Here is a 14,869-nt window from a genome sequence, read left to right as displayed (position 1 = left end):
GATGAACACTTCTTTCTAATAGAATGATAGAAGCTTAGATGATAATTATATCGCAAACATTTATTAAATGCAAAAGTTGGAAAATCTAATTTCACACTCTTCTTACTTGAAAATAAAAGAAAATAGAAATAATAGAAGTGATTACTATTGAAAAGGGTACAATATATGTTAAATGATTTTTTCCAACATTCGTATTTTCTTCATTTATTTCTGGTGATGAAACAATCTCACTTTTCATTTGCTTATTTTCTTCTTTGCTTTTTACCTTTTCTAGCTTAAAGGATTGAATGGTTTGATTTTCTTGCCCCTTTACAACAAGTTCACCTGTTGAGAGAATATCCTTTGTTACTGTTTCACCTATTTTTTTCACATATTTAAGTTTCTCTGTCGTTATAAAAACTGTTTGATCACTGGAGGTGAATTTCTCATTGCTTTGTATGCTATCCGTTTCATAATGGTTGAATCCATAATCAAATAATGCAGCCGCATCATTATATGCTAGATTACTAGATTTTGCATTTAATGTAACAGCTATCAAACTTAAATCCCCTCGACTCGCAGTTGTGACAAGTGTAAATCCTGATTCATCAACAAAGCCGTTTTTACCACCTGTTATTCCCTCGTATGATTGATCACGCACCATAATATGATGATTAATAATCGTTGTGTCCCAGCCTTCTCCAGACCATTTTAATTCAATTGTGTTAAAGATTTCTCTAAACGTTTCATTCTGCATAGCGTACGCTGTGATTTTAGCCATATCCTCAGCAGTTGTTACATGCTCTGGATGGAATAACCCATGTGGATTCATAAAATATGTATGTTCAACACCAACCTCTGTTGCTAAATACTCGTTAAACTCCTCCGCAAAACTAGATACAGATCCACTCATGTGCTCAGCTATCGCAACACCTGCATCATTTCCTGAATTAAGTAAAAGTCCTTGAATTAGCTTCTTCAAAGGAACTTTTTCACCAACTTCTAAATACACACGTGTTCCATCTGCATTTCTCGCATTTTCACTAACTGTAACAATATCATCTAAATTTCCTTTTTCGATTGCATAGATAGCGGTGGCAATCTTCGTTATACTAGCAGGTGGGAGCTTTTCTTTGCTGTTTTTCTCATATAGAATTTGCCCTGTTTCAGCATCTAGTAAAATGGCAGAATGGCTTTCAACCATAACCTCTATATTCTCGTTATTAGCTTGACTATTAAATGGAAATAAACCTAATACTAAGATAGCACTAAATACACATATAAATATCTTTTTCATCATTGTATTACTCCTCAAAAATGGTTCTTTTTCACTCATCTTGATTAGCATATCAAGGCTATGATATAAAAAGCAATACTATGTTCTAACACAATAGGTTTAAGTATCTAAATTTTAGACAAAATTCCTTTACTTGGTGCTTCAAGCGAAGATCAATTATACTTGTTATCGATTAATCTCAATTAAGAAGATCAGTTAATGATATGTACCTTATAAGAAATAAAACTTAGAAACATCTATGGAAAACGAGAAAGAGGTGAACACACACTATGAATAAAAATTGGTTAATCATATACATTGCTGCATTTTTTGAAGTGTGTTGGGTATCAGGGCTAAAATACTCTACAACTTTAACTGCATGGGGTGGTACAGTTTTAGCGATCATGATAAGCTTTTACCTTTTAATAAAAGCAACAAGTCAATTACCAATAACAACAGCATATGCCGTATTTACTGGCTTAGGTGCAGCAGGTACCGTGATTTCAGAAATTCTATTTTTTGGAACAGAATTAAATTGGTTAAAAATAGGTTTATGTGCGATTCTCATTTCTGGAGTAGTCGGATTGAAGCTTGTTACAACTGATGGTCAAACAAAGAGAGAAGGTGTTTAGCATGGATTGGCTTTTCCTCATAATAGCCGGATGCTGTGAAATATTTGGTGTAGCAGCAATATCAAGGTTTAACAAAAGCAAATCATTACGAAATGGCTTTATGATACTAATTGGGTTTATACTTAGTTTTTCATTCCTCTCACTTGCTATGCAAACTATCTCTATGGGAACTGCATATGCTGTTTGGACAGGAATTGGCACAGTAGGTAGCGCCATAATCGGTATTTTATTTTTGGGAGAATCTACTGAATGGAAACGGCTATTATTTATATCAATGATTATTTGCTCAACAATTGGTCTTAAATTCATTCCACATTAAAAGAAGTTTTCTATAAAATAGTTATACTGGAAAAACAAGTTCGTTCTATTGCGCTGAAGACACTCGCGTTCCATGGGGAGAAAGCTGAGCCTCCTCTGCTAACCTGCTTAGGTCTCAGCCTTTCCTCTATTCTAAGTAGGTGCCCTAGGTCTTCCGCTCCATTCCACTAGTTCTTAAAATTAGTATGCACAACCAAAATCTACTGAAGAAGGCAATTAAATACCCGAATTAATAAGCTAAACATTAATTGAAATTTTACCTAATAATTCAGGTTTATCAATTGCTCAAATACTTATGTCCCAGCCTTGTTATAATGAAAGCCTCGGCTTTGTTGGATCACAAGAAGGTAATTCAGTGTTAGCAGCTTCAGCAACCTTCATTAAATAGTAGCATTCTTCTCTCATCATATGATCTGCCATTAACGCAGAAAACGTGCTCAAATTTTTATTCGAAAGCTCCATCTCTTCTATTTCAGCTAAAAAGCCTCTAAACAATTCAATCTCAAGTTCAACATCATTATTCATTTTCGTAAGTGCTGGAAATGAATCTACATTTGCTCGTAAGTATCCTGATAATTCAACAGCCTTCAAATAAAATTCCTCAAAGTCCTTCGTGAACACATCACTTTTTTGTTTAAGCTGCTTTTCTGCACGATCAAGTGTATCTGATATGGCTCCTGCGTGGCCAGCAGCATCTAACAGCCATAATAGATGATGATGTAGTTCATGGAAAATTGGTGGTTTTTCTTGTCTTTTTAAATAGCTCAGTACTAATAAGTATTCCTCGAGCTCATTTACCATATGATTTAAGAATGATGGTGAGAGATGAATCGTAATTTTACCTATTAAATGCCTTTCGATTAAAGATAGCTTAAACTGACGAAATTCCTTTGTGTATTCTTCTGCTTCCAATGTTAAAGCTAATAAATCATCTTGTTCTCTGGACTTTTTTAATAATGTATCAAATACTTGTTTATACTTCATCGCTTGTTCTATTGCTTCTTTTTCTTTAACTGCTAATGAATTTAATATAAAACGAGCATGATCTCCAAGAATTTGTAGCCAAAATTGATGTTCAAATGCGGCTGCTTCTTCATATATTTTCATCATTACCCTCCCGAACTTTATTCTCTAAACAATATGCAGTGATGAATTGTCCTAGTAAACTTCTACAAATATTGTCATAACAATTAGTTTAGTCAAATATACATATTGTGTTCGAAAATAATAATTTTGAGGAGGGTTTCTTCATGTTTTTTCACATCAAGGAACTTCAGTACAACGCGAAACCCGATCGCCCAGATCCCGTATATGCAAAAAAGCTTCAGGAAATTTTAGGCGGACAATTTGGCGAAATCTCAGTTGCCATGCAATACTTATTTCAAGGTTGGGCTACAAGATGTCCTGGAAAATACAAAGATATGATTTTAGATATTGGTACAGAAGAGCTTGCACATATTGAAATGCTAGCAACAATGATTGGGAGATTATTAGATAATGCACCTTTAAAAGAACAAGAAGAAGCAGCAAAGAATCCTGTTATTGAAGCTATTCTTGGTGGAATGAATCCGCAACACGCGATTGTTTCTGGACTTGGTGCATTACCAGTTAACAGTGTAGGTGTTCCATGGATGGGTAATTATATTATTGCCAGTGGGAACTTATTAGCTGATTTCCGAGCAAACTTAAATGCTGAATCACAAGGCCGCTTACAAGCTGTTCGATTATATGAAGCAACAGACGATCGTGGTGTTAAAGATATGCTTTCATTCTTAATTGCTAGAGATCGCATGCATCAAAATCAATGGTTGGCAGCAATTGCCGAGTTAGAGGCTAAGGAAGGTAAAACAGTTCCAAGCACATTCCCAATGAATTTAGAGGCACAGCAATTTTCATATAAATTTATGAATTTATCTAGAGGAGAAGAAAGTGCTCAAGGTAGATGGGCGAGTGGTCCTAGTATGGATGGCAAAGGTGTATTTGAATATGTACAATACCCTCAACCACATGCACCAAAACCAGTGCCACGTCCTGCACCACCACAATATCATGATACTCCACCTTCTGATTGTTAAAAAATATCCAGATCTCTTTTTGAAAAAGAGACCTGGATATTTTTTAAATTACTTTTCTAATTTTCTTTCCCAATACATCATTTGCTCATCTTCATCTGTTATATTCATCATGACCTTTTTTAATACCTTGATTGAGGCTTCATTATCTTTTAGGCATTCCGCTTTTACCTTCTTAACTAGCCCCGTTTGAAACGCCCAATTGATAAGAGCATCGACTGCTTCTGTTGCGTATCCGTGATTTTGGGCTTCTTTACGTATTCCATAGCCTACTTCTACAACACCTTTATGTGGCTTACCTTTAAAGCCAATATCACCTATAAATCTACCCTCTGGTTGTAAATAAACCAGCCAAACACCCCAACCTTCCATTGATGGATCAATGGAAACACTCTGTAGATAGTGTGAAATATGTTCGCCCGTTACTTCATCGTTTCTTACTAGTTCTTCACTACAAGGAATTAATTTTAATCGTTTCGTTAGCATTTCCATAAGTAAACCTCTTTCTATTAGGAAACTCCTATTGTCTTTGAGATTGGAAGATTGACTGTAATGGTTGTACCTGTTGAAGAGCTATCAACCTTCACCTCTCCCTTATGGTGCTTGATAATTTCATTGCTGACCATAAGTCCTAATCCCGTTCCATTTTCTTTTGTTGTAAAAAAAGGCGTGCCGATTTTATCTCTTATTTCTTTTGGTATTCCTGGTCCCTCATCTTTAACTTGAACCACAATATAATTCTTTTCCTCTTTAGCCGTTATGGTAATAGTGCCTCCGTCTTTCATTGCTTCAATGGCATTTTTAATATAATTAATAAAAACTTGTTTGAGTTTATTTTCATCACAAAACACATGTGCTTGTTTACTGTTAAATTGTGTTTCAATGCTTATATTATGTAAAATGGCTTGAGATTTTGTTAATGCAACGATATGCTGTAAAATCTGAATGATTTCTTCAAGTTGATAATTATCTAATTGAGGTTTAGCAAGTGCCAGTAGCTCACTCAAAATTAACTCAATTCGATTAATTTCTGCTGTAATCACTGGAAAGAATTCTTTTCTGTAATCATTTCCTCCCTCCATTAATTGCAAAAATCCTTTGATGGCTGTAATCGGATTTCGAATTTCGTGTGCTATTCCTGCTGCTAATTGTCCAGCAACAGATAATTTCTCTGAATTAATCATCAGTTGATGATTCAACTTCTTTTCTGTTATATCTCTTAAAATAAAGTAAATCGCTTTCGCACCTCTAAATATAGTAGGAATGATCTTCATTTCAATATCAATTTTTGACCCATCAAACTGAATTAATGTTTCTTCGTACAGTGATGAAGGCATTCCCTTTTCTGCATTCTCAATAAATTCCACCATAATTTTCTCTTTGCTATTAGGGAAAAGCTCATAAATATTTTTACCAATAACGTTTTCCTTACTTACTGCTCCAAGTAACAAGCTAGCTTCTTTGTTCGCATAAACTAATTCATCGTCCTGTGTAATGATAATACCATCTGGTGAATGCTCTACAAGGCTTCGATGCAACCTTTCACTTTCCTCAAGAAACATTTTCTGTTGATTAAATTGTGTAATGTCTTTTGCAATGCCATAAACACCAATTATCTCGTTATCTACAATGATAGGAGACTTTGTTATTTCTAAGTCTCGGTTATTATGACTTTTTGTTTTTATAGTACATTCGTATTTTTGAATATCGCCCTGTTTAATCCTGTTAAATATGTAATGGAAATTTTCTATTTCACCGTAAACAAGATCTTCATATGTGAATTGATACAGTTCTTCTTTTGTATGTTCAGTTAGCTCTTCACAAACCTTGTTTACCTTAACAAATCTTCCTTCTAAATTTAATGCAAAATACCCTTCAGGATGTTCCTCAAATAATGGTTGATTGAAGAATTCACTTTGATCAAGAAAAGCTTCAAGTTTTTCTTTCTGTATACTTTTCGTTATGGCGTTCATGATGTTCCCCTTCCATGGATTGATCATTCATCACATAGATATTTATCTCTTTATCTTAAGTTAATAAACCAATCTTGTAAATTTACATTTACTTATTATTATGGATATTTCCGTAAACTTGTTGTTTTTAGACCTTACAGTCATAACTTATAGAAAAATAGGCGCTAATTATTTAATAATGATGCTATATTCTGAGTTTCACTTAAAAGATAGTCAATAGGCTCGGATTATTAAAGTAATAGATAAGTAAAATCTTGTTATCTCTGTTCGTATCACCATATAAAAAAGGCTTGAAAGCTCAAATAAGCCTTCAAACCTTTTCTCTTTTAGCTATTTTCTTCTACTTAAAAATTATGATGGATCTACTTCATCATACGACAATGTCACAACTTTTGTTGATTCTTCATTTTGAATTTCTTCTTCTGTTGCTTTTTGGTTTAATTCAAAATCATCATCCATACCAGGTGCAATTTTATCCTCTGGAACTTGGTCATTTTGCTTTTTCAATGGTATCACTCCTTATCGTGATAATATTTCCCTAGTATTTTTGAAACTATACAGTAAAAGTAACATTTGATTTGAGTTCTTTACGTAAAGTAAGATAGCAGCAAATTCACAAAAATAATTAAAAAAGCCGCCTATATGAAATTACATCTTCAAAAATAGATATAATTTCATTAGACGACCTTCTTTTCTTTATATTACGAGTAACTTAGTTTCTACCTTTAAGCATTTGTAGCATCACGATTTGAAAGCATGATTTTAACTGTTATTTTCTCGCCTGATCTGTATAACGTAACATCTACTTTTTCACCAATTTCTGTTTCAGTATAGAGAATTCTTCTTAAATCATTACCACTTGTAATATCTTGTCCTGCCATAGATACAATCACATCTTGTTGTTGAAGACCTGCTTCTGCTGCAGGTGAACCTGGTGAAACATTACCAACAACAACTCCATCCTTCACATCATTTGGCAGTTTCATATTTTCTTGTAAATAAGCAGCAGGTATTTCACTCATTTCCACAAGGCCTACTCCAATAAATGGTCTTTGGACTTTTCCGCTGCTCATTAGTTCTTCAGCAATTGGTAGAACTTCGTTACTCGGAATTGCAAAGCCTAGTCCTTCTATGCCATTTTGACTTATTTTTAAACTATTAATTCCAATAACCTGTCCATCCATATTAATTAGTGGACCACCACTATTACCAGGATTAATTGCAGCATCAGTTTGTAATACATTTAATGCCCAATCTCCTTCAGATGTTGTTACATCAATAGTTCGGTCAATTCCACTAATGATTCCTTGTGTTACAGTTCGGGAAAACTCCTCACCTAATGGATTACCAATCGCAATAACATCTTCTCCAGTTCTTAGTGCCTCAGAGTCACCAAGCTCTGCAACAGTTGTCACATGCTTACCATCAATTTTCAATACTGCGATATCCGTCAATGCGTCAGTTCCGACTAGCTGCGCTGAAACCTTTTCACCATCATATAACGTCACTTCAATTGATGAAGCTCCTTCTATTACATGATTGTTTGTTAACACATAACCTACATCACCTTCTTTTTTGAAGATAAAACCTGAACCTGTACCACTTTCTACACTTTGACCTTGTTCATTACCGAAAAAATTATTACCTTCCTGCATCTGTGTAATCCCAACAATTGCCGGCCCAAGATTATCAACAATATCAGCTATTGAGCCTGAATTAGTCGATAATTCCTCCGCTGTAACAGGTGATGAGGTATTTGTATTTTTCTCCTGAAGAGAAGATTCGACAACAGATTTACTGTTGGCTGATATAGCTTGTTCCTCGTTTTGATGATTGTATGTTGTAACACCCAATACTAGTGCGCCACCAACTACACCACTTAATAGTGTTGAAAAAAATGGTTTTACACTTCTGCGTGATTTTGTTTTTTCCCGTGTAATATCTGTTTCGTCATAATAACCCATTATCTATTCCTCCAGTATTTGTTTTTATCTATAAAATACCTTTTAAGCTCCTTGTGAACTTACAAATCCACCAATAACGATTAAAATTAGTAATAAAGATAAGCCAGTAAATATAACAGCTCTCATATAATGATTCTCCTTTTTAAATCATCTTTTTGCTTAAGCTAAGAATACAAAAAGAGTTTGGGAGAATGATGAGAGAATTATGGGAAATTGTGAAAAAAACACACTATTAAATAGTACAATGTATAATAGCTTTGAGAGGAAGTGAAATGATGAGTTATAACGTGTATTTAGTTGAAGATGAGACAAACTTAAACGAGCTTCTTACGATGTACTTAAAAAACGAAGGCTGGTCAGTTTCCTCCTGTTTAACAGGTGAAGAAGCACGAAAGCTGATCAGTCAGCCACCACATTTATGGATTTTAGATATTATGTTACCTGACATAGATGGATATCAATTAATAAGAGAAATTAAAGCAGCAACTCCTGAGATTCCTGTAATTTTCATTTCAGCTAGAGATGCTGATATTGATCGGGTGCTGGGTTTGGAGCTTGGAAGTGATGATTATATTTCAAAGCCTTTTTTACCAAGAGAGCTTGTGATAAGAGTACAGAAATTACTTTCAAGAACGTATTCAGAAAAAGAGAAAAACTCCCTTACAAGTTTGCCTCCCTATCAAATTGATGAACAAGTTAGACTTGTTTATTTAAATGACAAGGAACTTACACTAACATCCAAGGAGTTTGATTTACTTCAGCTTTTTCTACACAATCAAGGTCAAGCATTTTCTCGCGAACAAATTTTAACGAGTTTGTGGGGAGATGATTATTTTGGCACAGATCGTGTTGTTGATGATCTTGTTAGACGCTTAAGAAAAAAGATGCCTGAGTTAAAGGTGGAAACGATTTATGGATTTGGATATAGGATGTTAAAGGGATGAAAAACAAACCATTAGCTTTTCAAATTTGGCTTGTATTTTCAGGTATTTTATTAGTTATTTCATTGTTATTAATCATTTTATTTCCAACAACCTTGCGTAGTTTTTTTACACAGGAAATTTATAAAACGATTGAAAATGAGCAGCTAGTATTAACAGAATACGGAAACCCCGGTAATGCTGCAGCAGAATTTACGGAGAAAAAACAGAAGGATCGTTCTGTTGATCACCTTATTTTACCTATACAAAGCCGCTATTTCTTGTATTCCGAGGAGCTGCCAATAGAATTTATCAAGCAAACTCAGCTTTTAGCAGCTAATCAGATAGCTTCAGTAGAACGCTATGAAAAGAACTTAAAAGATCAAACGCTTTTTTATGTTATTCGTAAAATTGTTGTTAATGGTGAGCCCAGCTATTTGCTCTCATATTCCTGGGATTCCTACCGTAATGACCTTGTTTTTACTTTATTTCGTCAGCTTATGATTATTATGCTGATTGTTTTCCTCTTAAGCTGGATTCCTTCCATTTGGCTTGCAAGATATTTAACAAAGCCATTGGTAAAGCTTGAAAAACATGTAACAAGCTTTTCTGATTTAAATTGGCATGAACCAGTTGAAGTAGAGCGAAATGATGAAATAGGCAAACTCGGTCACTCGATCGAAAAAATGAGGCAGCATCTTGTGCGTAAAGACGAAACACAGCAAACACTTTTACAAAATATCTCTCATGACTTAAAAACACCTGTGATGGTAATCAGAGGCTATGCAAAGTCAGTAAATGATGGGATTTTTCCTAAAGGTGATTTAACGAGTACAATGGATGTTATTGAAGAGGAATCAGAAAAACTTGAGAAAAAAATTAAAGATTTATTATATCTAACAAAGCTCGATTTTTTATCAACTCGTAAGCCTGTTAAAACAATATTTAACCTTGATCAACTAATAAAGGATGAAGTTGAAAGAATCAAATGGGCAAAGCCTGATTTAAATTGGCAGTTATATTTACAAGAAACAACAACTTTAGGTGATCCTGATCAGTGGGAAAAGCTAATTGAAAACTTGCTAGAAAATTCTTTACGTTATGCAGATACTACAATTAAACTATCACTTACAGCTGTTGATGAAACAGTTATCTTTAAATTATGGAATGATGGACCAGAAATTGATCGCAATCTAATAGATCAGCTTTTTGAGCCCTTTCAAAAGGGTCATAAAGGAGAGTTCGGAATTGGCTTAAGTATTGTCAAACGAATCGCAGATTTACATGACACAGAGGTGTGGGCAGTAAATGAGGATGAGGGTGCTGCTTTTTATATAAAAATTCCAAAAGTGGCTGAAACATAAGTAGTTAAGCTAATGATAAACCCGAAATATTAGGAGATATTTCAATTAATTATTCTCCTAATATTTCGGGTTTTTATTTGCTGCCTTCAATAAACTCTTTGATTTTGCATACAATTTTAAGAACTAGTGGAATGGAGCGGAAGACATTTGACTCCTGCGGGTGCAGAGGAAAGGCTGAGACCCCACAGGCGCGCAGCTTACGAGGAGGCTTAGCTTCCTCCCCGGCGAATCTTATGTCTGCAGCGCAATGGAACGAACTTGTTTCTTTCAACTTAACTGAATTTCGATTTATTCGTCTTTGTGTATGACTTCTTTAATTATGTCCCAGCCTCTTTACTTACCCCTTCGGATATGTCATTTCCTCAGGTTTAACATATTCATCAAACTGCTTCTCTGTTAAAAGATCTAATCTAACTGCCGCTTCTTTAAGTGTTAATCCTTCTTTATGTGCTAATTTTGCAATCTTTGCTGCATTTTCATAGCCTATATAAGGATTTAATGCTGTTACTAACATTAAAGAATCGTTTAAATAACGTTCGATAACTGGTAAGTTCGCTTCAATTCCGATTACACAATGATCATGAAAGGAAATTATCGCATCTGAAAGTAGCTGAACAGATTGCAAAAAATTATAAATGATAACAGGCTTGAAGACATTTAATTCAAAATTACCCTGACTAGCTGCAAAACCAATTGCCGCATCATTTCCCATCACTTGAACAGCAACCATTGTGAGTGCTTCACTTTGGGTAGGGTTTACTTTACCAGGCATAATCGAGCTTCCTGGTTCATTTTCTGGTATTGTTATTTCACCGATACCACATCTTGGTCCACTCGCAAGCCACCGCACATCATTGGCAATCTTCATTAAATTGGCAGCCAATGCTTTTAACGCACCATGTGCATAAACCGTTTCATCATGACTTGTTAATGAATGAAATTTATTAGTTGAAGACAAAAAGCTATGCTTTGTATACTGACTAATTTCTTTAGCAACACGATCTCCAAACTCAGGATGTGCATTGATTCCTGTTCCTACTGCTGTGCCACCAATAGCTAGGTTTTTCATATATGCTTGGGACTGACCAATCATTTCCTTTGTTTGATGCAGCATATGAGCCCAACCACTAATTTCCTGTCCTAATGTAATAGGCGTTGCATCCTGTAGATGTGTACGTCCGATTTTTACAATATCTGAAAACTGTTTGACTTTATCATCTAATGTTTCTGATAGCTTATCGATAGCTGGCATTAACTTCGTTTGAACAGCGATCACTGCAGCAATGTGCATGGCAGTTGGAAACGTATCATTTGAGCTTTGACTCATATTCACATCATCATTAGGATGAATGTTCAGATCAATTTCTTTATCACGAAGAATTTCATTTCCTCTTCTAGCAACAACTTCATTTACATTCATATTACTTTGAGTTCCACTTCCAGTTTGCCAAACAACTAGTGGAAAATGATCAAGAAGTTTTCCATCTATTATTTCGTCACAAGCAGCTACAATGGCTTGTGCTTTATCTTTATGTAATTTCCCTAAAAATTCATTAGCAATTGCAGCACTTCTCTTTAAAATTGCAAAGCCTGTAATAACTTCTGTTGGCATTTTCTCGTTACCGATTTCAAAATTCTGTTTACTTCGTTGTGTTTGTGCTCCCCAATACTTATCAGCTGGTACTTGAATTTCACCCATCGTATCTTTTTCTATACGAATATCCATACACACACCTCCAATAAATTGAACCCACATATCTATTGTATGGGTTTTTATGGATTTATTAAAGTAAGATTGCTTATTGGTTCAGAATTTCTTCGGATCCATCACATGGAAATTGCCTGTATCCAATCATTTAATAGAAAGTAAAACAGACCAGATCTAAAACGATTGGTCTGCTTCCATTAGTTATTTTCTCTGCATCTAGAATCAAACGATATGTCTACTACTTCCCTGTTGTAATAAAGTTCTCATTTCTTCAAGTGGAAGGGGACGGCTATATAGATAGCCTTGAATATCATAGCAATGATGTTTAAATAAGAATTCTGCTTGCTCTATTGTTTCTACTCCTTCAGCAATAACATCGATTTCTAGAATGTTTGCCATTGAAATCAAGGTTATGACTAATGCATCACTTTGTTTGTCAACAATCAAATCATTAATAAATGATTTATCAATTTTCAAGCAATCTATCGGTAATACCTTTAAATAGCTGATTGAGCTATAACCTGTTCCGAAATCATCTAAGCTTATTCTAATTCCATGAGACTTTAGTTCATTCAATATATTCAGTGTATAAGCAGTGTTGTACATAGCGATCGTTTCAGTAATTTCTATTTCTAGCTGCACCGGGCTAAGTTCTGCAGCTTTTAACGTTTCAAGAACAAAATCAACTATATGATCATGATAAAATAAAAGCTGAGAAAAATTTACGGATAACCCTTTGAGGTCATAGCCTTCTTCAATTAAACTCTTAAATTGTATACAAGCCTTTTTGAGTATATATTGATCAAGCTGTACAATTAATCCACTTTTTTCTGCTATCGGAATAAAGGTTGATGGAGATATAACTCCCCTTTCTTCTAATGTCCACCTCGCTAAAGATTCTACCCCAACAAAGCTTTCACTTTTTGCATTGTATTTTGGTTGAAAGAAAATTTGAATGGTTTCATTTTCTATAGCTTTTTTCAATTCTTGCTCTAAAAATGCAAATTCAATAATCTCCTGATTGAGTTCTTCACTATAAAACTCATATCCATTTGTACCATTTGATTTTGATCGATACAAAGCTATATCAGCACTTTTGAAAACAACATCTGTTTTGTCACCATCTTTAGGATAAGTAGCAATTCCAATACTTGTCGTTAAATTCCATTCGATATTTGAGACATGAATGGGTTTATCAAATAAAGATAAAATTTGCTTCGCCAAGCTCTCGACTTGCTCACAGTTTGTTACTTCTGGGAGCAATATCGCAAATTCATCTCCCCCCATTCTCGCTATTCTACAGTTTTTAGGGAGATTTGTGACAAATCGATTGGCAACTTCACAAATGATCAAATCACCAATATGATGACCATATATGTCGTTCACTATTTTAAATTGATCAAAATCCAGTGAATAAATCGTAAAGCAAGTTTTAGCATCCACAATAGAACTTACCTCTTCTATTAAAAAGCGCCTATTAGGCAAATGAGTTAAATCATCATGATAAGCTAAAAAATGAACTAGTTCTTTATTTGTTTTTTCTAAAGTAATATCCTTAAACATCCCATAAACACCAATAACATCATTTTTCACTATAATGGGGATAATTGTTAAATCTACAATGATTTCATGTTTATTTCTTGTATAAAGCGAGGTTTCTATTCGTTTATGTTGCTCACTATAAATCCCTTCTAAAACATTGTTATATAAAGTATGATGATTTCCACCTGTAATGATATCAAACTTCTGATCAATCAGTTCTACAGATGAATATCCTAGTAGATTAATTGCTGTTTGATTGGCACTTTTTATGTATCCACTTTTATCAACTAATATAACTCCACTCGGATTTAATTTAAATAATGATTCATATTGTTGTGTGCTAATTGATAGCTTTTCCTTTTCTTCACTAAGCTTCATTTCTCCAAATGTACTAGGAATAATGCCCAGTATAAACAAATAAAGTAACTCAAGTGCAAATGGGATAAGGATCGTCTCTCTTATTAATGATGGATTGCTTGAAAAACTCTCAAAATTGACAAGTGCAATGAAAATCATATATGGGATACCGGCAACACCTAGACCAGTAAAAATCCCCCCAATAATCGAAAGAAACATGGCACGTTTATGTAATAGCTCTGAATTAATTTGATAAAACAACCTTAATGCAGCTGAAACAATTCCTAAAGTTAGAAAGAAGGTAATAATAATTAAAGTAGAATGCAGAGCTATAAAATCTTTAAAAATGATAATATATAATACCCCTTCACCTAACAGCAGTAAAAAGGTAAATGATAAGACAAGTAGAAAAAATCTCCTAATAGTAAGAGGCTCAAAGCCTCTTGCTTCCTTAAGGACAAAATAAATTGCAATGATTGAAATAAATAGTGAAATACTGAGACGAACAATTTCGTCATAGATCGATATATTTAGTGATAAAAGCATAAATAATAAAGCTGTCCATACTAACAAGCCTATGAAAACAGCATCCAAAAATCTAGCAGGTTTTTTTCCGAGCTTAATTTTTCTACATATAATGAAAATATAAATAATTGCTAGAATCATACCCGTATTATTCAAAAAGTAATATTTACTATCTATCAAGCTTAGTAATTCAGTTACCTGATTCATCGCAATCACCTAATTTCTTTATATATATCTAC

The 14,869-nt window shown here is 34.1% G+C and carries 13 protein-coding genes; 5 read left to right on the top strand and 8 right to left on the bottom strand.

Going from position 1 to position 14,869, the window contains the following annotated elements; all coding sequences use genetic code 11:
• Positions 1 to 91: 91 nt before the first annotated feature.
• Positions 92 to 1,276, bottom strand: a complete 1,185-nt coding sequence (locus FS935_RS09655) for a D-alanyl-D-alanine carboxypeptidase family protein (RefSeq protein WP_146947958.1) — start codon at positions 1,274 to 1,276, stop codon at positions 92 to 94.
• A gap of 269 nt (positions 1,277 to 1,545) precedes the next feature.
• On the opposite strand from FS935_RS09655, the gene FS935_RS09650 reads away from it, so the two are divergent.
• Positions 1,546 to 1,887, top strand: coding sequence for a DMT family transporter (locus FS935_RS09650; protein ID WP_146947956.1), 342 nt, complete (start codon positions 1,546 to 1,548; stop codon positions 1,885 to 1,887).
• A gap of 1 nt (position 1,888) precedes the next feature.
• Positions 1,889 to 2,206 carry a DMT family transporter gene (locus FS935_RS09645; protein ID WP_146947954.1) on the top strand — a complete coding sequence of 106 codons (318 nt, stop codon included), beginning with the start codon at positions 1,889 to 1,891 and terminating at the stop codon, positions 2,204 to 2,206.
• A gap of 308 nt (positions 2,207 to 2,514) precedes the next feature.
• On the opposite strand, the gene FS935_RS09640 is transcribed toward FS935_RS09645, so the two are convergent.
• A complete protein-coding gene (locus tag FS935_RS09640) occupies positions 2,515 to 3,312 on the bottom strand; it encodes a DUF2935 domain-containing protein (RefSeq protein ID WP_146947952.1) in 798 nt (265 codons plus the stop codon).
• Between the two features lie 143 nt (positions 3,313 to 3,455).
• Here FS935_RS09640 and FS935_RS09635 point away from each other — a divergent pair, with 143 nt between their 5' ends.
• A complete protein-coding gene (locus FS935_RS09635) occupies positions 3,456 to 4,280 on the top strand; it encodes a manganese catalase (protein WP_146947950.1) in 825 nt (274 codons plus the stop codon).
• A 48-nt stretch (positions 4,281 to 4,328) separates the two neighbouring features.
• Here FS935_RS09635 and FS935_RS09630 read toward each other — a convergent pair whose 3' ends face one another.
• The 4 genes from FS935_RS09630 to FS935_RS09620 form a co-directional block, all read right to left on the bottom strand.
• Complete coding sequence (locus FS935_RS09630; protein ID WP_146947948.1) at positions 4,329 to 4,769, bottom strand: GNAT family N-acetyltransferase; 441 nt, start codon at positions 4,767 to 4,769, stop codon at positions 4,329 to 4,331.
• Between the two features lie 17 nt (positions 4,770 to 4,786).
• A complete protein-coding gene (locus tag FS935_RS09625) occupies positions 4,787 to 6,250 on the bottom strand; it encodes a PAS domain S-box protein (RefSeq protein ID WP_158638583.1) in 1,464 nt (487 codons plus the stop codon).
• A gap of 351 nt (positions 6,251 to 6,601) precedes the next feature.
• The gene (locus FS935_RS23415; protein WP_158638582.1) at positions 6,602 to 6,757 is read right to left on the bottom strand and encodes a hypothetical protein; all 156 of its coding nucleotides are present in this window, start codon (positions 6,755 to 6,757) and stop codon (positions 6,602 to 6,604) included.
• 218 nt (positions 6,758 to 6,975) lie between these two features.
• Positions 6,976 to 8,214: a S1C family serine protease gene (locus FS935_RS09620; protein WP_146947944.1), complete on the bottom strand. Its 1,239-nt coding sequence runs from the start codon at positions 8,212 to 8,214 to the stop codon at positions 6,976 to 6,978.
• A gap of 275 nt (positions 8,215 to 8,489) precedes the next feature.
• Here FS935_RS09620 and FS935_RS09615 point away from each other — a divergent pair, with 275 nt between their 5' ends.
• Complete coding sequence (locus tag FS935_RS09615) at positions 8,490 to 9,158, top strand: response regulator transcription factor (protein WP_146947942.1); 669 nt, start codon at positions 8,490 to 8,492, stop codon at positions 9,156 to 9,158.
• The gene (locus FS935_RS09610) at positions 9,155 to 10,498 is read left to right on the top strand and encodes a sensor histidine kinase (RefSeq protein WP_146947940.1); all 1,344 of its coding nucleotides are present in this window, start codon (positions 9,155 to 9,157) and stop codon (positions 10,496 to 10,498) included. Before FS935_RS09615 ends, FS935_RS09610 begins: the two co-directional genes overlap by 4 nt.
• Before the next feature lie 337 nt (positions 10,499 to 10,835).
• Here the strand turns inward: FS935_RS09610 and fumC are convergent, their stop codons facing one another.
• Together fumC and FS935_RS09600 are read right to left on the bottom strand one after the other, a co-directional pair.
• Positions 10,836 to 12,224 (bottom strand): class II fumarate hydratase, encoded by a 1,389-nt coding sequence (gene fumC / locus FS935_RS09605; protein WP_146947938.1) that lies wholly within the window; start codon positions 12,222 to 12,224, stop codon positions 10,836 to 10,838.
• Positions 12,225 to 12,428: 204 nt separating this feature from the next.
• The gene (locus FS935_RS09600; RefSeq protein WP_146947936.1) at positions 12,429 to 14,837 is read right to left on the bottom strand and encodes a putative bifunctional diguanylate cyclase/phosphodiesterase; all 2,409 of its coding nucleotides are present in this window, start codon (positions 14,835 to 14,837) and stop codon (positions 12,429 to 12,431) included.
• Between the last annotated feature and the right edge of the window lie 32 nt (positions 14,838 to 14,869).

The organism is Metabacillus litoralis (assembly GCF_007994985.1).
GTDB classification, from domain to species: domain Bacteria; phylum Bacillota; class Bacilli; order Bacillales; family Bacillaceae; genus Metabacillus; species Metabacillus litoralis.
Note: the sequence above shows the minus strand (reverse complement) of the source record. Positions and strands in the feature narration are given on the sequence as shown.